The 24,570-nt window shown below is 68.6% G+C and carries 19 protein-coding genes and 1 pseudogene; 15 read left to right on the plus strand and 5 right to left on the minus strand.

Annotated features, from left to right (window positions below):
• Positions 1-24: 24 nt before the first annotated feature.
• Both ACFTZB_RS14635 and ACFTZB_RS14640 read right to left on the minus strand, forming a co-directional pair.
• Positions 25-453, minus strand: coding sequence for a pyridoxamine 5'-phosphate oxidase family protein (locus tag ACFTZB_RS14635; RefSeq protein ID WP_378432512.1), 429 nt, complete (start codon positions 451-453; stop codon positions 25-27).
• A 1-nt stretch (position 454) separates the two neighbouring features.
• On the minus strand, positions 455-3,364 hold the full coding sequence (locus ACFTZB_RS14640; protein WP_378432513.1) for an FAD-binding and (Fe-S)-binding domain-containing protein: 2,910 nt from the start codon (positions 3,362-3,364) through the stop codon (positions 455-457).
• A 121-nt stretch (positions 3,365-3,485) separates the two neighbouring features.
• Between ACFTZB_RS14640 and ACFTZB_RS14645 the strand changes: the two genes are divergently transcribed.
• Together ACFTZB_RS14645 and ACFTZB_RS14650 are read left to right on the plus strand one after the other, a co-directional pair.
• Positions 3,486-4,163: a DUF998 domain-containing protein gene (locus ACFTZB_RS14645; RefSeq protein WP_378432515.1), complete on the plus strand. Its 678-nt coding sequence runs from the start codon at positions 3,486-3,488 to the stop codon at positions 4,161-4,163.
• 32 nt (positions 4,164-4,195) lie between these two features.
• Positions 4,196-4,897, plus strand: a pseudogene (locus ACFTZB_RS14650) (DUF427 domain-containing protein); the annotation flags it as partial.
• Here the strand turns inward: ACFTZB_RS14650 and ACFTZB_RS14655 are convergent.
• Positions 4,894-6,189, minus strand: coding sequence for an NtaA/DmoA family FMN-dependent monooxygenase (locus ACFTZB_RS14655; protein ID WP_378432518.1), 1,296 nt, complete (start codon positions 6,187-6,189; stop codon positions 4,894-4,896). The pseudogene ACFTZB_RS14650 and the gene ACFTZB_RS14655 overlap by 4 nt on opposite strands.
• Before the next feature lie 92 nt (positions 6,190-6,281).
• Here ACFTZB_RS14655 and ACFTZB_RS14660 point away from each other — a divergent pair, with 92 nt between their 5' ends.
• The 3 genes from ACFTZB_RS14660 (at position 6,282) to ACFTZB_RS14670 (ending at position 9,117) form a co-directional block, all read left to right on the plus strand.
• A complete protein-coding gene (locus tag ACFTZB_RS14660; protein WP_378432520.1) occupies positions 6,282-7,793 on the plus strand; it encodes an ATP-dependent DNA ligase in 1,512 nt (503 codons plus the stop codon).
• 79 nt (positions 7,794-7,872) lie between these two features.
• A complete protein-coding gene (locus ACFTZB_RS14665) occupies positions 7,873-8,361 on the plus strand; it encodes a hypothetical protein (protein WP_378432521.1) in 489 nt (162 codons plus the stop codon).
• Positions 8,362-8,385: 24 nt separating this feature from the next.
• Complete coding sequence (locus ACFTZB_RS14670) at positions 8,386-9,117, plus strand: SDR family oxidoreductase (RefSeq protein WP_378432522.1); 732 nt, start codon at positions 8,386-8,388, stop codon at positions 9,115-9,117.
• Here the strand turns inward: ACFTZB_RS14670 and mddA are convergent, their stop codons facing one another.
• Positions 9,118-9,900: a methanethiol S-methyltransferase gene (mddA, locus tag ACFTZB_RS14675; RefSeq protein ID WP_378432523.1), complete on the minus strand. Its 783-nt coding sequence runs from the start codon at positions 9,898-9,900 to the stop codon at positions 9,118-9,120. It lies immediately after the preceding gene.
• A gap of 134 nt (positions 9,901-10,034) precedes the next feature.
• Between mddA and ACFTZB_RS14680 the strand changes: the two genes are divergently transcribed.
• From ACFTZB_RS14680 to ACFTZB_RS14725, 10 genes are all read left to right on the plus strand, one after another.
• A complete protein-coding gene (locus ACFTZB_RS14680) occupies positions 10,035-13,247 on the plus strand; it encodes an SNF2-related protein (protein WP_378432524.1) in 3,213 nt (1,070 codons plus the stop codon).
• A 162-nt stretch (positions 13,248-13,409) separates the two neighbouring features.
• Positions 13,410-14,906: a DUF3375 domain-containing protein gene (locus ACFTZB_RS14685; RefSeq protein WP_378432525.1), complete on the plus strand. Its 1,497-nt coding sequence runs from the start codon at positions 13,410-13,412 to the stop codon at positions 14,904-14,906.
• On the plus strand, positions 14,903-15,508 hold the full coding sequence (locus ACFTZB_RS14690) for a DUF4194 domain-containing protein (protein WP_276141442.1): 606 nt from the start codon (positions 14,903-14,905) through the stop codon (positions 15,506-15,508). Before ACFTZB_RS14685 ends, ACFTZB_RS14690 begins: the two co-directional genes overlap by 4 nt.
• Entirely contained in the window at positions 15,505-18,792 is a 3,288-nt protein-coding gene (locus tag ACFTZB_RS14695; RefSeq protein ID WP_378432526.1) for an ATP-binding protein, read from the plus strand. Before ACFTZB_RS14690 ends, ACFTZB_RS14695 begins: the two co-directional genes overlap by 4 nt.
• Entirely contained in the window at positions 18,789-19,982 is a 1,194-nt protein-coding gene (locus ACFTZB_RS14700; RefSeq protein WP_378432527.1) for a DUF3322 domain-containing protein, read from the plus strand. The genes ACFTZB_RS14695 and ACFTZB_RS14700 overlap by 4 nt, the downstream gene beginning before the upstream one ends.
• Positions 19,983-19,992: 10 nt before the next feature.
• Positions 19,993-20,415: a hypothetical protein gene (locus ACFTZB_RS14705; protein WP_378432528.1), complete on the plus strand. Its 423-nt coding sequence runs from the start codon at positions 19,993-19,995 to the stop codon at positions 20,413-20,415.
• Positions 20,416-20,491: 76 nt separating this feature from the next.
• A complete protein-coding gene (locus ACFTZB_RS14710) occupies positions 20,492-20,818 on the plus strand; it encodes a type II toxin-antitoxin system Phd/YefM family antitoxin (RefSeq protein ID WP_087557903.1) in 327 nt (108 codons plus the stop codon).
• Positions 20,815-21,441 (plus strand): type II toxin-antitoxin system RelE/ParE family toxin, encoded by a 627-nt coding sequence (locus ACFTZB_RS14715; protein WP_378432529.1) that lies wholly within the window; start codon positions 20,815-20,817, stop codon positions 21,439-21,441. The genes ACFTZB_RS14710 and ACFTZB_RS14715 overlap by 4 nt, the downstream gene beginning before the upstream one ends.
• A 58-nt stretch (positions 21,442-21,499) precedes the next feature.
• Complete coding sequence (locus ACFTZB_RS14720; protein WP_378432530.1) at positions 21,500-21,931, plus strand: hypothetical protein; 432 nt, start codon at positions 21,500-21,502, stop codon at positions 21,929-21,931.
• Between the two features lie 167 nt (positions 21,932-22,098).
• The gene (locus ACFTZB_RS14725) at positions 22,099-23,595 is read left to right on the plus strand and encodes a stealth family protein (RefSeq protein ID WP_378432546.1); all 1,497 of its coding nucleotides are present in this window, start codon (positions 22,099-22,101) and stop codon (positions 23,593-23,595) included.
• On the opposite strand, the gene ppk2 is transcribed toward ACFTZB_RS14725, so the two are convergent.
• Complete coding sequence (gene ppk2, locus ACFTZB_RS14730) at positions 23,596-24,540, minus strand: polyphosphate kinase 2 (protein ID WP_378432532.1); 945 nt, start codon at positions 24,538-24,540, stop codon at positions 23,596-23,598.
• Positions 24,541-24,570 lie beyond the last annotated feature (30 nt).

The raw sequence follows: 24,570 nt of genomic DNA on the forward strand, positions 1-24,570 counted from the left end.
GGACTCGTTAACCACGCACGGGCGCTACGCGCCTTTGCCGTAGTCGACGCTCAGCCAGTGCTCCGGTCGCATGCGGATGACGATCGCGTTGTCGTCATACGCCTGCTCCACGAACGGGTCGACCTCCTCGGCGGGGAGATAGCGGGCGGCGAGCTCGCGGACGATGTCGGCGGTGGGTGCTTCGTCGAACTCCGCCGGACCTTCGACACTGACGTACCGGTACGGCGGCTTCTCGTGCTGGGCGACGAGGCTGAAGCGGCCCGCGTCGCGGATCAGCCGCTCCTTCAGCGAGCCGCGCCCGGTCCAGACGTACGGTTGGCCGCCGGGTTCGTAGCCGTACCAGATGGGCACGGCGAGTGGGGCGCGTCCGTCGCGGTCGACGGCGATCACCCCCACGTGCACGTCGGCGAGGAACTTCTGACGTTCGTCACTGGTCATCGACAACTGCGACATTTCAGTCTCCGCTCTGGTGATCGGGTTTCGACGGTGGTGCGGGGTCGAGCAGTTGGGCGAGGTGTTTCGACGATCGGTTCGGATCGAGTTGCCGCACCTGCATGTGGCAGCTGAACCCGTCCGTCAGTATTACTGCCTCTTCGGGACTTTCGCGCAGGGCTGGGGCGAGTGCCTGCTCCGCGACCTGCATGCTGAGGTCGTAGTGGTCGGCCTCGAATCCGAAGTTACCAGCGACGCCGCAGCATCCGGTGGCTTCCCGCACGCGCGGCACACCGACAGCCTGCAGCGCCTTCCGCTGGGCCGCCGCGCCGAACACCGCGTATTCGTGGCAGTGCGTCTGCACGGTGACGTCTTCGGGCACCGGCGTGCTCGGGCTCCATCCGGACTCGGCGCGTTCGAGCACCGCACCGGCGAAGCTATGGATGCGGGCCGCGACGCGTCGTGCGGCGTCGGTGTGGACGAGTTCGGGCAGGTCCTTGCGGAATGCGGCGGCGCAGCTCGGTTCGAGGACGACGATGGGCCGGTCGGTGCCGTCGTCGAGGAGTTCGGCGGCCCTGCTGAGGGTCTTGGTGGCCTGCTTCAGCTGTCCGGTGGAGATCCAGGTGAGCCCGCAGCACACGTCGCTGCGGCACTGCGAGCTCAGGCCAGCATCGGCGAGCACCCGCGACGCGGCCCCGACCACCTCCGGACGGAACCCGCGGGTGAACGTGTCGGCGAGCACCACGACGTCCGCGGCGGCATCCCGCGACGTCTCCCCGACCTCGCGGCGGATCTGCTTGCGGGACGCGAACTCCGGCATCGACCGGTGCGGGGTAAGGCCACCCAGCCTGGCCGCGACCCTCGCGAGCCGGCCGGCGGTCAGCCGATTCACCAGGGGTGCCGAGCGTTCCGCGACCTTCAGCCACACCGGCAGCCAGCCGAGGGAGTAGTGCGACAGCGGACGAACCCGGCCGCGGTAGTGGTGGTCGAGGAACTCCGACTTGTAGGTGGCCATGTCGACGCCGACGGGGCAGTCGGTGGAGCAGGCCTTGCAGGACAGGCACAGGTCGAGGGATTCCTTGACGTCCTCGGACCGCCAGCCGTCGGCGACGGTCGGCGAGTTGCGCACCATCTCCTGCAGGGCGCGGGCCCGGCCGCGGGTGGAGTCCTTCTCGTCGCCGGTGGCGCGGTAGCTGGGGCACATCACCCCGCCGGTCGACGCGCGGCAGCGGCCGACGCCGATGCATCCCTGGACGGCGTGGACGAACGGTGCGACGGGGACGTCGCTGGTGGGGGTGAGGTCGAAACTGGTCTGCCACGCCCGCGGATTCACGCCGTCGAGGGCGAGGCTGCCGAGCAGCGGTTCGGGGTCGACGATACTGCCGGGGTTGAGCACGGCCTCCGGATCCCACAGCCGTTTGAACGTGGCGAACGCCGCCATCATGGTGGGGGTGTACATCATCGGCAGCAGCGCCGACCGGGCGCGGCCGTCGCCGTGCTCACCGGACATCGACCCGCCGAACCGCACGCACAGTTCGGCGGCGCGGTGGATGAACCGCGACATCACGTCCCTGCCCTCGTCGGTGCGCTGGTCGAAGTTGATGCGGATGTGCATGCAGCCGGCGCCGAAGTGCCCGTACATCACGCCGGTGAGGTCGAATTCGGCGAGCAGCGCCTTGATGTCGACGAGGTAGTCGGCCAGTTGGTCGGGTGCGACGGCGGAATCCTCCCAGCCCGTCCAGGATTCGCCGCCCTCGACGAGCCGGGCGGACAGTCCGGCGCCGTCCTCGCGGACCCGCCACAGCGACGCGCGTTCGGCCGGGTCGCCGACGACCCGCGAGTCGACGAGGCGTCCGGCGGCGCGCAGCTTCGAGACCAGTTCGGCGCCACGGAGTTCGACCTCCGCGAGGTCGTCGCCGTCCAGGTCGACGTACAGCCAGGCCTGGCCGTCGGGCAGCCCGACGACGGAGTCGGCGCCGCGGAGGTGCCGCATGGTGTCGACGATCGCCGAGTCGATCCCTTCGATGGCGGCGGGCGAATAGTCGAGGATGATCGCGTTGTCGCGGGCCGCGTCCACGAGGTCGTGGTATCCCAGGCACAGCAGCATCGCCGCGGGCGGCACCGGCACCAGCGCGACGGTCGCGGCGACGATCACCGCGCACGTGCCCTCGCTTCCCACCAGGGCGCGGGCCACGTCGAAGCCGTTCTCGGGCAACAGGTTCGCCAGGTGAAAACCGGACACCTGGCGCGGGATGCGGCCGAGCTCGAGGCGGAAGTCGGCGAGATGCTCCTGGGTCAGTTCGTCGAGTCCGGCGGTGATCCGCGCGGCCTCGCCCACCGCGGAACTGTCGCCCGGATCGGTGGCCCGCAGCCCGTCGCGGGTGGCGGTCAGCCGGTGTCCACTCGCGGTCACCACGTCGAGCGCGACGACGTGATCGGACGTGCGGCCGTAGCGGACGGAGTGGTTGCCGCAGGCGTCGTTGCCGATGGCGCCGCCGACCGTCGCGCGGGACTTGCTGGACGGGTCGGGCGCGAACGTGAACGCGCCGTCCGTCGCCAGTTGCACGTCCTTCTGCAGGTCCGTGAGCACGATGCCGGGTTCGACGACGGCGGTGCGGGCGGACGCGTCGACGGCCCGCACCCGGTTCATGTGCCGGGAGAAGTCGAGCACCACTCCCCTGCCGATCGCGTTGCCGGCGAGCGAGGTGCCGCCACCGCGGCCGGTGACGGGGATGCCGCGGTCGGCGCAGGCCCGCACGATCGCCACCACGTCGGCTGGGGTGTGCGGAAACGCCACGGCCAGCGGCGGCACCCGGTAATTGGACGCGTCGAAGGAATATTCGGCGCGCCGACGCGTTCCGGTGTCGAGGTCGATGCCCAGCTCGGCGAGCTCGGCATGCAGGTCGGCGGCGGGGCTCGTCAGCTCAGCCACGCGCGGCCCTGCCCTCGGAGTCAGCAACCGGAATCGTCGTCAGCGGGGCCATGGCTACATCGTCGAGCCGCCCCCGAAGATTGTCAACAATCCACTCCGTGAGCCGGTACGGTACGGAGGGGTGAGCGTCGCGCGAACGTCTGCACCCACCCGGCGACAGCTGGCCGTGCGGGTGGGCGGTGCCGCATGGGTGCTGATCGCGCTGTATTTCGTCGCGGAGGTCGTGACCGCGCGGGCCTGGCCGCGGCCGTACCGGGTGCGGACGAACTCTGTGAGCAATCTGGGTGTCACGGGCTGCGACGGGTCGGCGGCCCAGGTCGCGGCCGTCCGGCTGTGCTCGCCGCTGCACACGGTGATCAACAGCGCGTTCGTGCTGACCGGGGTGCTCATCCTCGTGGGGGCGGTGTGCCTGCGCGGATTCCTCCCGCCCGGCCTCCTCCGACGCGCCGCGCTGGCCCTGTTCGGTATCGCCGCGGTCAGCGCCGCGCTGACCGGCGTGGTTCCGATCGACGTGGACGCCCACCTCCATCAGGTTGTCGCGACCCCGACGTTCGTCGCACGCAACGCCGCCATGCTCGTCGTCGCGGTCGGGCTGTACGAGCGCTGGCGCGCCTTCGCACTGTGGACCGGTCTCTGCGGACTCGTCGGGGTTCTCGGAACGGCGGCGATCCTGCTTCCCGGCGCACCGTTCGGCATCACCGAACGCCTCGCGCTCTACCCGTTCACGGTGTGGGTCGTGACCGCCGGGTTCAGTGCGCTTCGCGCCCGTGCGTGGTTGACGAGTCCAGAGACTCCTTAACCACGCACGGGGCGCCGAAGGTGCCACCATGGCGCATCCGGGTGATCTTCGGCGGCCAGGCGGTCGCCGACACCACCCGTTCGGTGTACCTGTTCGAGAAGGGACACCTGCCCGTCTATTACATCCCCCGCGACGACGTGAACTTCGACGTCCTCGAGCCCGTCGACGCGACCACCACCTGCCCGTGGAAGGGCAAGGCGCGGTACTGGGACATCGTCGTCGGCGACCGGCGCGCCGAGCAGTCGGTGTGGGGTTACGACGAAAAACTGGACGACTCCCTCGACCTCAGCGCGTACGTCGCGTTCTACTGGCACCGGATGGACGCCTGGTACGAGGAGGATCAGCAGGTTTTCGTCCATGCTCGCGACCCGTACGTCCGGGTGGATGTGCTGCCGTCGTCCCGGCACGTGGAGGTCTTCGTCGGCGACACCCTGGTCGCCGACACGGTCCGTCCGCGTCTGCTGTTCGAGACGTCGCTGCCGGTGCGCTACTACGTTCCCCGCATCGACGTGCGGTCCGAGTTCTTCACCGCCTCCGACACGAGGACGTCCTGCCCGTACAAGGGGACGGCGTCGTATCTGTCGTTCACCGGGACCGACGGCACGGATCCGGTGGAGGACGCCGCCTGGTTCTACCCGTTCACCACCGCGGAGGCGTCGGGCATCGACGACCACGTCTCGTTCTACCCGGACCGTGTGCGGATCGTCGTCGACGGCGCACCGGTGGACAACTAGCGGGCCGGCAGCGGCGGCAGTTCCAGATTGGCCCGGAACGTACCGCCGACGTAGTCGTCGCCGACGATTCCGCGTCGCCGCAGTTCGGGCAGCAACCCGTTGACGACGAAGTCGCGGGTCCGGTCCTCGGCGAGCCCGCCGAGGGAGATGACATCGAGAACACCCGCGTCGTAGCGTTCCTGGACGGCGTCGGCGAGTTGATCGGGGGTGCCGGCGACCGCCCAGTGCCCGGTGTCCTTGGACGCGATGATCAGCTCGCGCAGCGTCCGCCCGGACGCGGCGAGACGGCTGAAGATCTCGACCCGGCCGCGGCGGCGGTTCACCGACCCGACGTCGGGCAGCACGTCCGCCGGGATCGGCTTGTCGAGCGGCAGCCCGGACAGGTCGATGTCGCCACCGAACATGTCCTCGAGCCGGATCCGGCCTGCCTCGAGGTCGGTGGCCTCCTCCTGTTCCCGGACCAGCCGCCGCACCTCGTCCTCGGACGCGCCGTAGGTGGCGTGGAACGAACTCATGATGAGCGGCAGCCCGTCTGCGCGGCCGAGTTCCGTGGCCCGCGCCCGGATGCTCTTGGTGTAGGTGACGGCGTCCTCGAGGGTGGGCAGCGACGTGAACACCACCTCGGCGAAGCGGGCGCCGAGTTCCACGCCGGCCGCGGATTGGCCGGCCTGGAACTGCACGGGACGGCGCTGCGGCAGCGGCGGGATGTTGAGCGGACCCTTGACTGTGAAATAGGTGCCCGTGTGGTCGATCGGCCGCACCAGGTCTGCGTCGAGCCGGGTACCGCCGGCACCGTCGGACGTGAGCGCCCCGGGTTCCCAGCTGTCGAACAGGGCGTTGATCACTTCGAGGGATTCCGTTGCCCGGGCGTACCGTTCCTCGGGGCTGGGGAGGTCGCGGTCGCTGTAGTTCTCCTCACCCAGCGACGACGTCACGGCGTTCCAGGCCGCGCGTCCGTTGCTCACGTGGTCGAGGGTGCCGAACAGCCGTGCGAGGTTGTATGGGTGGTGGAACGTGGTGGTCACTGTCGCGATCAGCCCGACGTGCGAGGTCACGGCGCTCAGCGCCGACAGGAAGATCAGCGGTTCCTGCGCGCCGATCGCGCCCTGCGCCCCGAAGCTCAGCAGGTCGGCGGCGAACAGCGCGTCGAACTTGTTCGCCTCCGCGATCTTCGCGATCTCGATCGAGGAGGCGACGGTCGACTGCTGCGGGTCGATCGCCGCCGCATAGGTGCTGACGGCGCCGCTGACCCCCGTCACCGTCTTCAGTGGGCGGCGTCGCGCAGTACTCATTCGCCCAGCCTAGGAACGGCGGGGCGGTCGGCCCAGCATTCGGATCAGCCGGATTCTGACCGCCCACGACACCGTCCCGCTACCGTCGGGGTGTGCTGTTCTCGCAGATCGTCGCGACGTCCCGGGACGTGGGTGCCACCCGGTCGCGGAAGGTGAAGGTCGGGGCGCTCCGTGAGGTCCTCACCCGGCTGGAGCCGCCCGAGGTGGAACCGGTGGTCGCGTGGCTGTCCGGGGAACTGCGGCAGGGCCGGATCGGAATCGGCTGGCGGACAGTCGCGGACATTCCGGCCACACCCGTCGACGCCGGGTCCGTCACGGTGTCCGAGGTCGACGCGACCATCTCCGCCGTCGCAGCCGTCACCGGCTCCGGGTCGGCGGCACGCCGGCGTGAACTGCTCGCGGACCTGTTCTCCCGCACGACCACCGACGAGCGGGACTTCCTGATCCGGCTGGTCACCGGCGACCTCCGCCAGGGCGCACTGGAGGGGGTGATGACGGACGCGATCGCGTCGGCCGCGGAACTTCCCGTCGAACCCGTGCGCCGGGCGTTCATGCTGTCGGGACGGCTGCCCGCGACCGCGGTCGCCGCGTTCGACGGCGGGGTCGACGCGCTCACCGCGTTCCGGCTGGAGGTGGGCCGTCCGGTGCGGCCGATGCTGGCCTCCCCCGCCGAATCCCTCACCGACGCGTGGACCGAACTCGGCGGCGACGTCAGCGTCGAATACAAACTCGACGGCGCGCGGATCCAGGTGCACCGCAACGGCGACGAGGTACGGATCTTCACCCGCACCCTGCGGGAGATCACCGGCACCGTGCCGGAACTGGTCGCACTCGTCGCGGGCCTGCCCTGCACGTCGGCGGTGTTCGACGGGGAGACGCTGGCGCTCACCGACAGCGGCAGGCCCCGGCCGTTCCAGGAGACGATGAGCCGCTTCGGCGCCGAGTCCTCCCGCGACCTGCTGCTGCACCCGTACTTCTTCGACTGCCTGCATCTCGACGGCGTCGACCTGCTGGATGCTCCGCTCGAGCAGCGGTTGGACGCGCTGGAACGGGTCGCGCCGCAACACCGCATCCCCGGCCTGATCCGACCCGACAGCGACCGGGCCGCAACCCATTTCGACGACGCACTCGCCGCCGGACATGAGGGTGTGATGGTCAAATCGCTCGCCGCCCCGTACGCGGCGGGACGACGCGGCCGCGCCTGGCAGAAGGTGAAACCGGAGCACACCCTCGATCTGGTGGTGCTCGGCGCGGAGTGGGGATACGGGCGGCGCACCGGATACCTGTCCAACCTGCACCTCGGGGCGCGCGACCCGGACGGCGGCGCACCGATCATGGTGGGCAAGACGTTCAAGGGCCTCACCGACGCGCTGCTGCAGTGGCAGACGGACGAATTCCCTCGCCACGAACGCCGCCGCGACGACCACACCGTGTACCTGCACCCCGACCTCGTCGTGGAGATCGAACTCGACGGCGTCCAGGTCAGTTCCCGCTACCCCGGCGGGCTCGCCCTGCGGTTCGCGCGCGTGCTGCGGTATCGCCCCGACAAGGCGGCCGCGGACGCCGACACCATCGACGCCGTCCGCGCCCTGCTGCCGGGGTGAGCGCTCGTCCTGCGTGGCGCCCGCCGGGGCGGTAGCCTCCCCGGCACAACAAGTCGCCGTGCCGCGAGGGGGTCGACCAGTGACATTCGTTTCCCGCTTCGTGCCGTCGTGTGTCGCCCCGGTGGTCGAGGACGCGTACCGGAGGGCGGCAGAGGCCGCGGAGGGTCCCGTCCGCGTCGCCGTGTGCACCGTCACCGTGCCGATCGAGGTCGGAAAGACGTCGTTCCGCATCCTCCGGCTCACCGAGGAACTGCTCGAAGAGGTCGTGTTCCTGCTGCGGACGATGCGTCCGGTGGTGGAGGCGGTGAGCACGGGCAGGCAGTCCGACAATGTCGACACGATGTTCCGGACGCTCGAGCAGATCCAGCAGTCGGCGGACGCGATCGCCCGCACGCCGATCGGGGTGGTCCGGAGCGTCTTCTCACCGGCCCGTCCGGCGCCCCAGCAGGTCGACCGTCACCCCACCGTCATCGACGCCGAGCCGCCGACACCTCCCGGTCTCGCGGTCCGCATCGCGTCGATCACGGTGACGGCGCCGAGCATCACGTTCGGCAGGCCCCCGCGCTGACCGCGCCCACCCGGATACGCTCGTATGGTGAGCGAACACATCCTCGTCACCGGTGGATCGCGCGGCATCGGCGCCGCCGTCGTGCGCCTGGCCGTCCATCGCGGCTATCAGGTGACGTTCACCTATCAGAACGACGACGAGGCCGCCGACCACCTCGTGCACCAGTGCGGCATCCGCGCCACCGCCGTGCGCGCCGATGTGCGCGACGCCGCACTGGCCGCGGCGGTGGTGGGCGCGGCCGACGACCGCGGGCAACTGGTCGCGGTGGTCAACAACGCCGGGACCACCGGCCCGCTCGGCCAATTCCTCACCACCGCCGACGCGTCGCTGCGGGAGGTGTTCGACGTCAACGTGTTCGGGACGATCAACTACGCCCGCGCGGCGGCCGAGCACTGGGTTCGGGAGGGACGACCCGGCGTGATCGTCAACCTCAGTTCGGTCGCGGCGGGAACCGGGGCACCCGGCGAATACGTCGGCTACGCGGCCTCGAAGGCGGCCGTCGACAGTCTCACGACGGGGCTCGGGCGGGAACTGGCGGCCGCGAACATCCGGGTCGTCGGCGTCGCTCCCGGCACCACCGACACCGACATCCACGCGGCCGCGGGCGACGCGGGGCGACCCGACCGCAAGGCCGGTCGGATCCCCCTCGGCCGGGTCGCGACACCCGAGGAGATCGCCGAGGCGGTGCTGTGGGCCCTGTCCCACCAGGCGTCCTACGTCACCGCCACCACGATCGCCGTCGCCGGCGGTCTGTGACTACCGCGGCTGTGCGCCGCACCTCGGGACGAGCATCGGCACCCGCGCGCGGTAGGTGCGGTAGTCGTCGCCGAACGTGTCGATCAGGTCGTGTTCCTCGAAACGCACCGCGACCAGGATGAAACCGGTGGTCCCGACGGCGAACAGCAGCCGGCCCCACGTCATGGTCGGCGCCACCCAGAACGCGATGATGAAACCGGCGTACAGCGGGTGCCGGATCACCCGGTACAGCATCGGTGTCCGAAAGGCGCTGGGCAGAGCCGACTTCCCGCTCTGGTTCCGCAGCACCTGGCGCACCCCGAACAGGTCGAAGTGGTCGATGGCGAACGTCGCGGCCAGCACGAGGGCCCACCCGCCGAGGGACACGACGTAGATCGCGACGCGGACCCAGTCGGTCTCCACATTCCAGATCTGGTCGGGCAGCGGACGCCATTGCCACATCATCAGCGCCAGCGCGGCCGTGGCGAACAAGACGTACGTCGAGCGCTCCATCGGTTCCGGGACGATCTTCGTCCAGCGCTTCTTGAACCAGGGCCTGGCCATCACGGAATGCTGCATCGCGAAAATCATGAGTAGCGCCACGTCGACGACCACCGCGACCGCGACGGGGGCGGCGGGACCGTCGTTGATCGTGTGGGGCACGACGAGGCCCTCGACCCATCCCATCGCGTAGAGGAACACGACCAGGAACGTGACGTACACGACCGTTCCGTAGACGGTGATCAGTGTTCTCGCGACGCCGCCGGTGCGGTGTTTCTGCGGTGCTTCGACCATTTCGGCCATGATGTTCTCTCCGATCCATGGGGTTCCCCCGACGCACCGAAGTCTCCGGCCGCGCGGCGGGCGCGACCAGTAACCCTGGGGTGAGGGTCACCGCACCCCGGGGACCTGTCGGAGAGGTTGACTACTCTGTCGGCATGCTGCCTGGGGAGTTCCGCGACATCGACGTGGCGTCGATCAAGGCGGTTCTCGGCACCACCACGTACCGCCGCGGCGAGCAGTACGCCCGCGACCACGCGGTCATCGAGATGTCGTGGGATCCGGCGGCCAAGGAGCTGTGGGGCGAGGTGGCGGGCACGGCGAGGGAGCCGTACTCGGCATCGGCCTTCGTTGCGCCCGTTCCCGGCCGCACGGTGTACCGGTACGGAATCTGCACGTGTCCGGTCGGGATGAACTGCAAGCACATCGCGGCCCTGCTGATCACGGCGATCCGTGAGGCGGCGTCGGAGGCGCAGGCGCCTGTCGCAGCCTCCTGGGACGGATCGCTGAGCTCGCTGCTCACCCCGGCCGATCCGTTCGGCGATTCCGGCCGCCGGTCGCCGCTCGCCGTCCAGTTCCGGGTCCAGGCGCCGGCCGGGGACTCGGCACCTCAACTGCTCGTGAAGCCGGTCCAGCCCGGTTCGAAGGGCTGGATCGTCGGCGGGCTGGCGTGGAACAAGCTGGGCAGCCACTTCCAGCATCCCGCCGAGCAGATCCGTGTGCTGCACGAGATCCATCTGCTGGCCGGTGGGGGCATGAACTACCGCCGGCAGAACCACACCGACCTCGACCTCAGTGTCTTTCCGAGCCGCCAGCTGTGGTCGCTGCTCGACGAGGCGGCCAGGGTGGGTGTCGAGCTCCTCCACTCCTCGAAGCGCCTGGGCGCACTCGCCCCCTACCGCTCGGCCGAGATCTGCCTCGACGTCACCCGGAACCACGACCTCGACGCGCTGCTCGTGCAAGCGGTGATCGTCGTCGACGGCGATCGGGTCGACCCGTCGGCCGTGGGCTTCATCGGGCTCCGCGCGCACGGCCTGTTCTACGTCGACGCGGACGACCGCATCCACCTCGCCCGGCTCGACTCCGTAGTGCCCGGCCCCTTGCAGGATCTGGTGCGCCGCCGCACCCGCATCGAGGTTCCCGATTCCGAGGAGTCCCGGTTCCTGACGGACTTCTTGCCGAAGTTGCGCAATCTGGCCACGGTCATCTCCTCGGACGGCTCGTTCGTCCCACCCGAGATCTCGGCACCCACCCTGACGCTGCGGGCCACGTATCTGCCCGACCACGAGGTCACCGTCGACTGGGAATGGTTGTACACCGTCGGGGACGACGAGCACCGCACGCCGCTCACGGCCACGTCCGGTGACGACTACCGCGACGACACCCGCGAACAGGCCCTGCTCGACGCACTCGACATCGACTGGAGCAAATACGGATTGGGGCCGGAGAGCCCCGAATCGACGCTGCTGCGCGGACTCGACACGATGCGGTTCACCACCGAGGTCCTGCCCCTGCTCGACGGCAACACCGGGGTGTCCATCGACGTCTCCGGCGACCGCGCCGACTACCGCGAGGCCGGCGATTCGCTCGCCATCGGGGTCTCCACCGCGGCGTCCACCGGCAGCACCGACTGGTTCGACCTCGGGGTCACGCTCACCGTGGAGGGCCGGGACGTGCCGTTCGACCAGGTCTTCTCCGCGCTCAGCGCGGGAAAGTCCGAACTGCTGCTGCCCGACGGCGCCTACTTCTCCCTCGACAAACCCGAACTCCACACGCTGCGGAAGCTGATCGACGAGGCCCGCGCCCTCCACGACCGCGCCGACGGGTCGCTGCGGCTCAGCCGGTTCCAGGCGAGCCTGTGGGAAGAGTTCGCGGCCCTCGGCACCGTCGAGCGCCAGGCGAAGGCGTGGCGGCGGCAGGTGGACGGCCTGCTGGCCCCGGGCACCGTCCATCAGGTCGACGTCCCGGGCACGCTCGACGCGCAGTTGCGCCCGTATCAGCTGGAGGGGTTCCGCTGGCTGGCGTTCCTCTGGGAGCATGGGCTCGGCGGCATCCTCGCCGACGACATGGGGCTCGGCAAGACCCTGCAGGCGCTGGCGCTGATCTGCCATGCGCGGCAGTCGAATCCGGCCGCGCCGCCGTTCCTCATCGTGGCCCCCACCAGTGTCGTGTCGAACTGGGAGTCCGAGTCGGCGCGCTTCGCCCCCGGCGCGGAGGTCGTCGCGATCGCCGATACCCTGAAACGACGCAAGGTTCCGCTGGACGAACTGGTGCAGGGCGCCGACGTCGTCGTCACGTCGTACACGCTGTTCCGCCTGGAGTTCGAGGCGTACGCGGGGTGCACGTGGTCGGGGTTGATCCTCGACGAGGCGCAGTTCACCAAGAACCACAAGTCGAAGATCTACCAGTGCGCCCGCCGGCTGGAGGCCCCGTTCAAGCTGGCGATCACCGGCACGCCGATGGAGAACAACCTGATGGAGTTGTGGGCGCTGCTCTCCATCACCGCCCCGGGCTTGTTCCCGAACCCGACCCGGTTCACCGACTACTACCGCAGGCCGATCGAGCAGCAGGGCGACGCCGAACTCCTCGCGCAACTGCGCCGCCGCGTCAAACCGCTGATGTTGCGCCGCACCAAAGAGCAAGTGGTGAAGGATCTTCCGGCCAAGCAGGAGCAGGTGCTCGACGTCGACCTGCACGCGAAGCACCGCACGATCTACGACACCCACCTGCAGCGTGAGCGGCAGAAGATCCTCGGTCTGCTCGCCGACGTCGACAAGAACCGCTTCACGATCCTGCAGTCGCTCACCTTGTTGCGACAGCTGAGTCTCGACGCCGGACTGGTCGACGACGAGTACCGGGACGTCCCGTCCGCCAAGGTGGACGCGCTGCTCGAACAGCTCGCCGACGTCGTCGCCGGGGGCCACCGGGCGCTGGTGTTCAGCCAGTTCACCGGGTTCCTCGGAAAGGTCCGCGACCGCCTCGACGACGCGGGCATCGCGCACGCCTACCTCGACGGGGGCACCCGGCGCCGCGGCGACGTGCTCCGCGATTTCAAGGAGGGCGACGCCCCCGTGTTCCTGATCAGCCTCAAGGCCGGCGGCTTCGGGCTGAACCTCACCGAGGCCGACTACTGCTTCATCCTCGACCCGTGGTGGAACCCGGCCACCGAGGCGCAGGCCGTCGACCGGGCGCACCGCATCGGGCAGACCCGCAACGTGATGGTGTACCGGCTGATCGCGAAGGACACCATCGAAGACAAGGTGATGGCGCTGAAGGAGAAGAAGTCGGCGCTCTTCGCGAGCGTCATGGACGCCGACACCCTGCTCAGCTCCACCCTCGACGCCGACGACATCCGAAGCCTGTTCGAGTGAGGAGTGCGAGTTGAGTGGCGATGCCCGGGAGCAGCGTGCGCCCCGTCCCGACATCGAGGGTGCGGAATCCTTGGTGTTCGCCGGAATCGAGTTCGCGTACGGGCCCTGGCCGATCTGACCGGCGACCGCGAACGCATCACCGGCTGAACCGAGAGGAGTCCGATGTCCATCACCGCCGACGTCCATCGGCTTCTTCGCCTGCGCCAGGACCACGCCGCGTGGACGCTGCTGCGGGCCGACACGGCGCCGGCGATTCTGGCGCTGCTGGGCCGGCACTTCGATCGCGGCACCCGACGCCTCCCGGCTCCGGAACTGTTCGCGCGCTTGGACTCCGACCTTCAGACGATGCGCGACGAGGGCCTCGACTTCCCGCGCACCGGTCAGGCGTACTGCACCGAGTGGGTGCGGTCCGGTTATCTGCTCCGCCGGGCGGCGGCCGGTACCCGTGAAGAGACTCTGGAACCGACCGAGGGCGCGTTCGCCGCGATGGCGTTCGTCGCGAATTTCACCAGTCAGGCGAGTTCGGCCACCGAATCCCGCCTGACCACGCTCTCCACCCAGTTGCAGGCTCTGGCCCGGGATTCCGATCCCCGCACGGAAACTCGCCTCACCGCGCTGCTGACCGAACGGGCGGCGATCGATCAGCAGATCGCGGCGGTGGAGTCGGGGGTTTTCCCGGTCCTCGACGGTGATCGTGCCGTCGAGCGTTCCGCGGAGATTCTCGCGCTGGCCTCGGAGGTCCCCGCGGACTTCGCCCGGGTCCGCGCCGAACTCGAGGAACTCAACCGTGATCTGCGGGCGCGCATCCTCGACGACGACGGTGACCGCGGCGACACCCTGGGAGATGTGTTCCGCGGCGTCGACCTGATCGGGGACTCCGATGCCGGTCGCAGCTTCACCGCGTTCTACGACATGATTCTCGATCCGGCCCGGTCGTCGCAGATCGACGAGTGGATCGACGCGGTGCTGCAACGGCCGTTCGCCGCGATGCTGACCACCGATCAGAGATTGCGGTTCCGGACGTTGCTGACGGAGATGGAAACGGCCGGCTCCGAGGTGCATTCGACGATGACCTCACTGTCCCGGTCGCTGCGTCACTTCGTCCAGTCTCGTCACTACGAGGAACACCGCCGGCTGCAGCGGTTGCTGCGCACCGCGCAGCAGAGTGCCGTCGCCGTGGCCAAACGTCGTAGGCCCTACGACCTGCTCGACCTCGACCTGGTACGGGTGGGTATGACCATCGAATCGGTCGCAGCCCTTCGCCTGCACAATCCCGCCGACAACCTCGTCACCGAACCGGTGCTCACCAATGACGCCGGCACCGTCGATCTCGACGAACTCCGACGGCTCGTCCGAGAATCCGAGATCGATATGGACGAATTGTCCGACAACGTCGCGGCCACTCTGCGGGAGCACGGTCGCGCCACGATCGGTGACGTGCTGCGCGACTACCCGGCCACTCAGGGACTCGCGAGCGCGGTGGGATTGATGGTCCTTGCCACCCACCACGGGCACGCGATCGACGGCACCGAGGACATTCAATGGGTGTCGGGAGCAGGCGTCGCACGCCGGGCGACGATTCGACGTCGCCTGTTCGATCCGGCCGCCGACGAGTTCACCACCCGGCCGGCATTCCAACCCACGGGGAGCCCGACATGACCGACGAGCCGACCACCCGCGGCCAGTACCCCGGAGACACCGGCGAACTGGATGTGGAGACGCGGCGCGCCTTCGTGCAGCTGCTCAAGGGCCCGCTCGTCACCGCGGCCAAGCATCCCGAGGTGTGGCGCGCGGTGATCCGGGACGAGCGCCTCCTCCGGTCCCGGCTGGCCGACGTGTTTCTCGTTCTCGTCATCGACGACGAGAACGAGCTGGCGTTCACCCGCCCCGCCGAAACCGGCGACGCCAGCACTCCCACGGTGCTGCGCACCGAGCGTCTGACCTTCATGGACACGGTCATGCTGCTCGCGTTGCGCCAGCGTCTGCTGCGCGCGCAACCGGGTGAACGGGTGATCGTCGATCTCGACGAACTGCGCGAACAGCTCGAGATGTATCGCGCGGCGAGCGACACCGACCCCGCCGGCTACGCGAAACGCATCAACGCGTCGTGGAAGAAACTCGACAAGTATTCGCTGCTCACGAAGACGTCGACCGACGATCGGATGGAGGTCTCCCCGGTGTTGCGGCAGCTGTTCGACGCCGAACAGGTCGCTCTCGTCGAGGCGGAGTTCCGGCGGATTCTGGAGGAGGGCACACCGTGATCCATCCCGGTCAACGCCGTCTCGCGCGCGTGCAGGTCGTCAACTGGGGGACGTTGCACGGCCACCACGATCTCGCGGTGGCCCGCAAGGGTTTCCTGATCACCGGCAATTCCGGCTCCGGCAAGTCCACGCTCATCGATGCCATCTCGGCGGTGCTGGTCCCGGGCAATCAGTTGCGGTTCAACGCGGCCGCGCAGGAGGCCACGAACTCGGGGCGCAACTTCGTCACGTACATCCGGGGTGCGTGGCGGAGGGAGGCGGGCGCGGACACGGAGGGGCTGGTCGCCTCGTACCTGCGGACCGGCGCGACGTGGAGCGGCATTGCCCTGACCTACCGCGTGGGCACCGACGATCCGCCGATCACCCTCGTCAAGCTCATGCATCTCGGGCGGGGGCAGAACGCGGCGGGCGATGTCAGCCACCTCCATCTCATTCTCGATCACGAACTGGACCTGACGGATTTCAGCGCGTTCATGGCCCGCGGTATCGACACGCGGGGAATCCGTAAGCGGTGGCCGGAGGCGGCGGTCAACCCGACGTACGCGCCGTTCGCCCGCAGTTTCCGTTCCCGTCTGGGCATCTCGACGGAAGGCGCGCAGCGACTGCTGCACCGCACGTTGTCCGCGAAAAGCCTCGGCAGCCTCGACCAGTTGTTCCGCGACTACATGCTCGACACCCCGAGCACGTTCGCGATGGCCGAGCGCGCGGTCAACCAGTTCCACGATCTGCAGGAGGCCCACCGCGTCGTCGTCGACGCACGGCTTCAGGTCGAGATGCTCACACCGCTCGTCGATTTGGCCGACACGCGGCGACGCGGCCTCGAGTCCTTGCGGGACACGGAGGAGGAGAACGCGCATCTCGGGGCGGTTCACGCCGAGATGACGCTGTCGCTGCTGTGCGGTGATCGCACCGAACGCCGCGCCCTGACTCCCCTGCTGGAGTCGGGCGCGGCCGAGGCCACGGCAGCGGCCGAACGCGCCCGCCAGGAAACCCTCGATCTGACCGTGAAACTCGAGGGCATCGGGGGCGGCCGGCTGGCCACCCTCCACGCGCAGCGCGACGCAGAACTGAAGACGTTGGCGCGGGTGCGTGCCAGGCGGGATCGGATCGCCGAGGCGGTGTCGGCCTGGGAGGGAACCGTTCCCGGCACCGCCGAAGAGTTCGCGCGGTTGCGCGGGCAACTCGAGGATCAGTTGCGGCAGGCGTCCACCACCCACGAGGAGCGGTTCGGTGACCGCTATCCCCTCGCCGAACAGCGCGGCACCGCGCAGAAGGAGCGCGCGGAGCTCATCACCGATCGGGAGATCATCGCCCGAAGACGCTCCAACATCGATCCGGGACTGCTGCGCGCCCGGGAGTCGATCTGTTCCGCCGCGGGCGTCCCCGATGACACCGTGCCGTTCGCCGGCGAGCTGATCGCGGTCCGGGACGAGCACTCCGAGTGGACCGGCCCCATCGAGCGGGTCCTCGGCGGCCTCGGGCGCACCCTTCTCGTCCCGGAAGAGGTGTATCCGGCGGTCGCGGCGGCCGTCGATGCCACCCACCTCGGCGCGCGGCTCGTGTATCGCCGGGTGCGGGTCGGCGCCACACCGACGACGGTGCCGAAGACCGGGGCGCTGTCGCTGGTGCGCCGAGTAGAGGTCGCGGACGGTCCGCTCGCCCCGTGGATCCACCACCATCTCGCGGACCGCTACGACTACGCATGTGTCGACACCGCAGCCGGCTTCGCGGATCACGCCCGCGCCGTGACACGCGCCGGGCAGGTCAAGCACTCCGCGGAGCGGCACGAGAAGGATGACCGCAGCCGCATCGACGACCGGCGGCGGTGGGTTCTCGGATTCGACAACGAAGCCAAACTCGAGGACATTCGCCGTCGAATCGCGGATCTCGACGTCACGATCGCGGGCATCACGAGCCGACTCGACGCGCTGGACCGTGAGGATCAGCGGATCGCCCGGCAGAATCGCGCAGCACAGACAATCCTCGACGCGCAGTGGGCGGATGTCGATATCACTGCAGCGCAGTCCGCCGTCGACGCGGTGGACGGACGCCTCGACTCCTGGCGGCAGGACAACCCGGAGCATTCCGCGGTGTCGGCTGACCTCGAGCTCGCGAAGAAGGCGGAGAACGAGGCCGACGCGGCCCGGCGTCAGGCGGACACAGCGTTGACGGTGCACCGGACGGCGCTCACGGAACTCGAGGCGAGGATCGCGCGGGCCGAACTCGACGCGGGCGAGACGGCTCCCGATGCGGTGGCCGCCCGGATCAAGGCGCGGTTCCAGAAGTTCGCGCGCCGGGTCACGTCGGACAATATCGACAGGGCTCTGTTCGAGGTCGGACAGGGCATCGGCAAGGACCGGGGTGAGGCGCAGAACGCGGTGTCTGCCGCCGGCGCGTCGATCGTCCGGATCCTGTCGCAGTACCTGGCGCGGTGGGAGTCCCGCGGCGGTGAGTTGAGGGTCGACGCCGAATACGTCGACGACGCCCTGGCGATTCTCCAACGGCTGCGCTCCGACGGTCTCCCCCGGTACGAAGATCGGTTCTTCCAGCTGCTGCACGACCAGTCACACCGCAACATCGGCGAACTCGCCCGCACGATCCGCAAGGCGCCGGCGGAGATCCGTTCCCGGATCGACCCGGTGAACGACTCATTGCGCCGCTCCGCGTTCGACACCGACCGGTGGTTGCGCATCGACGTCCGCGAGCGACGTTCGCCGGCGGCGGCCGACCTGCTGGACGACCTGACCCGCATCACGAGCGGTGGTTGGGACGTCGAGCAGCGCCCCGCGGCCGAGGAGCGATTCGAGCGGATGGCGGCGGTGCTGGAGCGTCTGGCCTCGAAAGAGCCCGCGGATCAGCGCTGGCAGCGGCAGGTCCTGGACACTCGCCTGCACGTGGGATTCATCGGCGTCGAGATCGACGGCGCCGGGGAGGCTCGCAACTACCACGATTCGAGCTCCGGACTGTCTGGCGGTCAGGCGCAGAAACTCGTGTTCTTCTGTCTGGCAGCGGCATTGCGGTATCAGCTCGCACCCGACGGCGCAGACCTTCCCCGTTACGGCACGGTCATCCTGGACGAGGCGTTCGACCGCGCCGACTCCGCGTACACACGGCGGGCGTTGGACGTGTTCGCGCAGTTCGGTTTCCACATGGTGCTGGCGACGCCGCTGAAGTTGCTCGGCACACTCGAGGAGTACATCGGCGGTGCGGTGACCGTGAGTATCCGCGACCGGATGCACACCGAACTCAGCCTCATCGACTTCGACGACGTGGGTAGTGCATGAGCACCCGATGCGTTCTGCCGCCCATAGCCGCTGCGAAGGCACTGGCCGCCTACAACAGTCGCCGACGACGCTGGCTGGCCGACTCCGTGTTCGCCGATCAGGATTCGCTGACGGTGGCGCTGCATCCGCCGTCCGAGCAGCAGATTGCCGAGGACCCCGACACGGTCGTCGCGTGGGTACGCGCCTGGCGCGGCTACGCCGGCGACGGCCGGGTGGAGTGGGCGACGCGGCGGTGGCCGAGCTTCGGCACCCAGGAGGTGCCGGTGCGGCTGACGCTGGCCGGGGCCGGCCGGATCGCGTCCGCGGGTGGCCGCGAGGCCGAATGGCGCGCCCTGGTGATGCGCCGTGACACACTCTTGGACTGTCTCGGTCCCGGCACCCCGGAGTTGTCGGCCGCGGTTGCCGCGACCGCGGCGAAATGGCTCGATCTGGACGACGACGACTTCGGCAGGCTGACCAAAATTGCGCGGTGGTTGAGCGAACACCCGGACTCCGGGTATTTCATTCGTCAGCTTCCCGTTCCGGGAGTGGACACGAAATGGCTCGCGCGTCACCGCGGCGTGGTGGAGACCTTGGTCGACGGCGTTCGCGGCAGCCGGGATCTCGGCATCCGAAGCCTCCCCCACCTGCGCGATCTCGCATTGTGCGATCCCGGTCTGCTGGCAGGCAGTCCGCGACGCTTCGCCACGTCGCTGGGGGAACTCGGCGCGTTGCCGCTGAACCCGGCGCGCGTCCTCATTCTCGAGAACAAGGAGGGCCTGTACGCGCTCCCTCCGCTGGCGGACACCGTGGCACTGCACGGCGGCGGCTACACGGTGCACGAACTGGCCGCGATCCCGTGGGTGGTCGACTCGGAAGTCTGGTACTGGGGCGACCTCGACAGTCACGGGTTCGCCATCCTCGACCGTCTGCGCCGGCACCTTCCGCACGTGCGGAGTCTGCTGATGGATGAGGCCACCCTGGATCGGTGGCGGGATCTCGCGGTCCGGGAGCAGTCACCGACGTTCAACGACGTGTCCCACCTGACCGGGTCCGAAGCCGCCGCCCTGGAGTGCTTGCGCGAGGGTGATCTCCGACTGGAGCAGGAGCGGATCCCCTGGCCGTACGTGCTCGAGCGACTGGACGCCGCCTTCGGTCCCGACCGATCGTCGCCGTCCTCCGGCTGCGACGCCGGTCCGGGCAGCAAGTAATGTCCGATCCATGCCTCGTTACGCGCTCCCCCTGCGGAACAACGCCACGCCGGACGCGCCGGCGTCCGTGAGCCGCCATGTGCCGTTCTACTGCGTGCACGAGGCGGCGGCCGTGGCGTGGAAGCGGGCGCTCGTCGAGGCGTGCGGCGACCTGCTCGACCCGGTCACGCAGACCGCCGTGGTGAACGTCGTCAGCAACTTCGGGCGCGAACTGTTCACCGGCGACGCGGACGTCGTCGTCACCCTGGACCGGATCGGCTCCACGTCGCTGACCCTGCTGATCACCATCGAGCAGGACGGCGTGCAGGCCGCCGAGGTGACCGCCACACTCGTCCAACTGGATTCGAGTCGCGTCAACTCGGCGCCGTGGTCGCCGGCTCAGATAGCGGCACTCGAGACGTTGCGGAGCGAACTGGCTGTTCAGACGCCCTGACCGAGCCCACTCGGCCACCCATAGAAACACTCGGCCACCCATAGAAATCTGTGTAGAAATCTGTATAGTTTTTCTCATGACGAGCTTGAGCGATCTCCACGCCCTTACCGTCACCGAAGCGAGCAGCCGAGGGATCGCCCGTTTGGTCAAGGACGCAGAGAACGGCGAAAATGTGGTTGTCTCACGCCACGGAACGCCCGTCGCTGCCGTTGTCGGGGTGAGCCGCCTGGGTGAACTTCAGGAACTGGAGAATGACCTGCGTGACCTCGCACTAGTACTTACCCGTGCAGCGACCGACACCGGTCGGCGCACGGATCTCGATGCAGCGATCGAGCGGTACGGCTTCACTCGCGCAGAACTGGAATCCGATTCAACCGGCGATCCCGACTCTGACAAGCAGTGACGGCACGCAAACGGCCGCGGCACCCTGGTGCGAAGGCAACCCCTGAGCCGAGGGCCGGTGAGCGCCACCCCAGCGCCCAGACCACGGTCGTTCGACTGACCGACGCGGCAATCGACGACCTGGATACACTCCACCGCCGTGACCCGCAGATCGTCCGCGCGGCGCTCGCCAAGATGCTGATTCTGGAGAAGAATCCGGAAGCCGGAGAGCCACTCCGCGGAACGCTCATCGGGTGGCGCAAGATTGTTGTCGGAGATCGTGACTGGCGCATCGTGTGGCGCGTTACCCATGATTCGTCGGGCACAGTCATTGTCGATGTCGCCGAGGTCTGGGCGGTCGGCGTTCGCAGCGACGCCGAGGTGTATGAGGAGATGCGTAATCGCGTCGCAGCACTCGACCAGGGAACCCCGACCGCTGTTGCACTGGCCGAGGTGGTTGCACGATTCGGCAAGACTGCTGCCGCAATTGATCCGACTCCCGAGCCCACGCCCGAGAAACTTCCCGATTGGCTTGTGACGCGGCTACGGCAACAGGTCGGATTGAATGGCGACCAGATTGCCGGCCTTTCCCTCGAGCAAGCGTTCGACGTGTGGGGGGAATGGTCCGCCCGTCCCAGCACCTGACGAGGTGTCCCCCGCCCTCGACCATCGAAGTTTCAACCAGGCCTGATCTGGGCATTTGATGGTTATGAGTAGCGAAGACGGGCCCGGTGACACGCTGAGCCCCAGCGAGAGCCTGGACTCCGACGACGTGCGCAACAACGACGGCGACGACGTCGTCGATCCGCCCGACGGCTGGAGTGAGGCCGACCGGTTCGGTACCACGCTGCGTGAGGAGCGCGAGGGTGAGTCGCTCGACGAGAAGTTGTCCGAGGAGGAGCCCGATACCCCGCTGGAGCAGCAGCAGGAGGTGTCGTTGCGGGATCTGCCCGACGACGAGCTGACCGAGGACGTCGACCGGGTCATCGACGACGAGGAGATCGACATTCCGGTGTTCGGCACCAAGCACGCCGCCGTCGTCGAGGGTGTGATTGTGGAGGACTCGCGCACCGACCGCGGTCAGATCGACGGGTCGGCGGAGGACGGCGACTCGTTCTTCACGGTCCTCGACTGACCCTCGCCCCGCAAACTGGGCCTACACTGGCACTGTTCGCACTCGCGACCGTCACCGGAAGGCCCGACATTACTCATTCTTCTGCTCCGCACGACGTGTACCTGGTTCCTCCGGAGCAGGAGACCGCCGACGCTGTCGCGCATGCCTCCGCCGCCGCGTCGTCGCGGTTGCGGGACCGTCCCGACGTGGTGCGGTTCAAGGGCCGGTTCGCGCTGCCGATCACGCACACGACGCCGCACGAGGCGATGGTCGAGGACCTGTTGTTCGTCCGCGACGTCCTCGACGCTGCGGGCATCGAGTACCTGCTGGTGCGCGGCAACGACGAACGCCCGGTGATCGCGATCAACTGGGCGCAGCGCAAGGCGTTGCGCACCGCGCTCGTCGCCGCGTGTGAGGACCGCCCGTTCTATTCGAAGACCGTCGACTCCAAGGGGCCCGCGGTCCTCGTCTCGGACGGCCGGCTGTCCGCGACGTCGAAGGCCCGCATCTTCCGGTTGTTCCGGCCGCGGGTGCACCTGACCAGCGATCTGGCGTATGGGGCGTCGACGGGCGTGCAGATCGAACTGTGGTCGATCAGCGACGACGAGATCGTGCTGCCGATGGAGAATTCGCTGACCCGCCGTGTGGTGCGGTCGGAGGAGGCGGTCCGCGGCACGGTGGAACGGTTCGGCCGGGTGTGGCCGACCATCGAGAACATGTTCGCCGACCACGCGTCGGACATCAATTTCGACGTCGACCTGGTGTTCTCCTGGGTGGACGGCTCGTCGGCGGAGTTCCAGGCGCAGCGCGCGAAGCGGATGCAGAACTACGTGGTCGGTGAGGGAGACGATTCCGCCGCCCGGTTCCGGCAGATCGACGAACTCAAGTACGCGCTGCGCTCGGTCCACATGTATGCGCCGTGGGTCCGCCGCATCTTCGTCGCCACCGATTCCGACCGCCCGGCATGGCTGGCCGACGACCCGCGGGTGACGTTCGTGCCCAGCGAGGAGTTCTTCGCCGACCCGTCGGTGCTGCCCACCCACAACTCGCAGGCCGTGGAATGCCAGCTGCACCACATCCCCGGGCTCGCCGAGCATTTCCTGTATTCGAACGACGACATGTTCTTCGGCCGCGCGGTGGGCCCGCAGATGTTCTTCTCCCCCGGCGGCATCACCATGTTCATCGAGGCGACCACCCGAATCGGGTTGGGCCACAACGACGACGAGCGCAGCGGCTTCGAGAACGCGGCCCGCGTCAACCGCCGGCTGCTGCAGGACCGGTTCGGGCTGATGACCACCCGGCACCTCGAGCACGCCGCCACCCCGCTCCGCAAATCCGTGATGGAGGAGATGGAGAAGGAGTTCCCCGACGAGTTCGCCGCCACGGCCGCAAGCACTTTCCGGGCCAGCTCCAACATATCGGTGACGAACTCGCTGTATCACTACTACGCGCTGATGAGCGGCCGCGCGGTGGTGCAGACGGCGGCGCGGGTGAAGTACGTCGACACCACCATGAAGTCGGGGCTCCGCGACATGGATTCGCTGCTCGCGAAACGGTCGATGGACTTCTTCTGCCTCAACGACGGCAGCGCACCCGAGATCGACCTGGAGTTGCGGACCCGGAAGGTGACGCAGTTCCTGGAGAACTACTTCCCGATCCCGGCGCCGTGGGAGACCGGGAGCTGATCAGACGCTGGGGAAGGCGTCCGCCGGACGCTCCCCCTCGTCGTAGACCGTTGCGGGAGAACCGATGAGGAGCGAATCGGGTTTGCCGACGAGGCGTGCGTCCTTGCCGGTGTAATCGAAGCGGTGCAGGATCCAGCGGATCGCCTCGAGCCGGGCCCGTTTCTTGTCGTTCGATTTCACGACGGTCCACGGCGCGTGCGGGGTGTCGGTGTAGAACAGCATGGCCTCTTTCGCCTCGGTGTAGGCGTCCCACTTGTCGAGGCTCGCGAGGTCGGTGGGTGAGAGTTTCCACTGCTTGACGGGGTCGGTGCTGCGGGAGACGAACCGGGCGTGCTGCTCCTCCCGGCCCACGGAGAACCAGAACTTCACGATGTGGATGCCCGACTGCACCAGCATCCGCTCGAACTCCGGCGCCGACCGGGTGAACTCGAGGTACTCGTTGGGGGTGCAATAGCCCATGACGCGTTCGACGCCCGCCCGGTTGTACCAGGAGCGGTCCATCATCACGATCTCCCCGCCCGCGGGCAGGTGCTGCACGTACCGCTGGAAGTACCACTGGGTGCGTTCGCGTTCGGTGGGCTTCTCCAGCGCCACCACCCGCGCGCCACGGGGGTTGAGGTGTTCGGTGAACCGTTTGATCGCGCCGCCCTTGCCTGCGGCGTCGCGGCCCTCGAAGATGATGACGACCTTCTCGCCGTTCTCCTTCACCCAGGCCTGGAACTTGAGAAGTTCGATCTGCAGTTTCCGCTTGCGGTTCTCGTACTGCCGCCGCGTCATCTTCTTGTCGTACGGGTAGCCGTGCCGCCACGGTTGGTCCTCGTCGTCGACCGCGTGTTTGCGGCCGGACTTGCGCAGCAGCTCCCCGATCTCGTCGATCTCCGGGGTCACATCGATCTGGTCGGCGCGTGCGAGTTCGAAGGCAGTGGGATCGCGCAACTCGTCCATCTGCAAAGGCTACCGCTCTGCGCCGTCGCC

It is taken from the genome of Rhodococcus sp. NPDC057014, assembly GCF_042673295.1.
In the GTDB taxonomy this organism is placed as follows: Bacteria; Actinomycetota; Actinomycetes; order Mycobacteriales; family Mycobacteriaceae; genus Rhodococcus_F.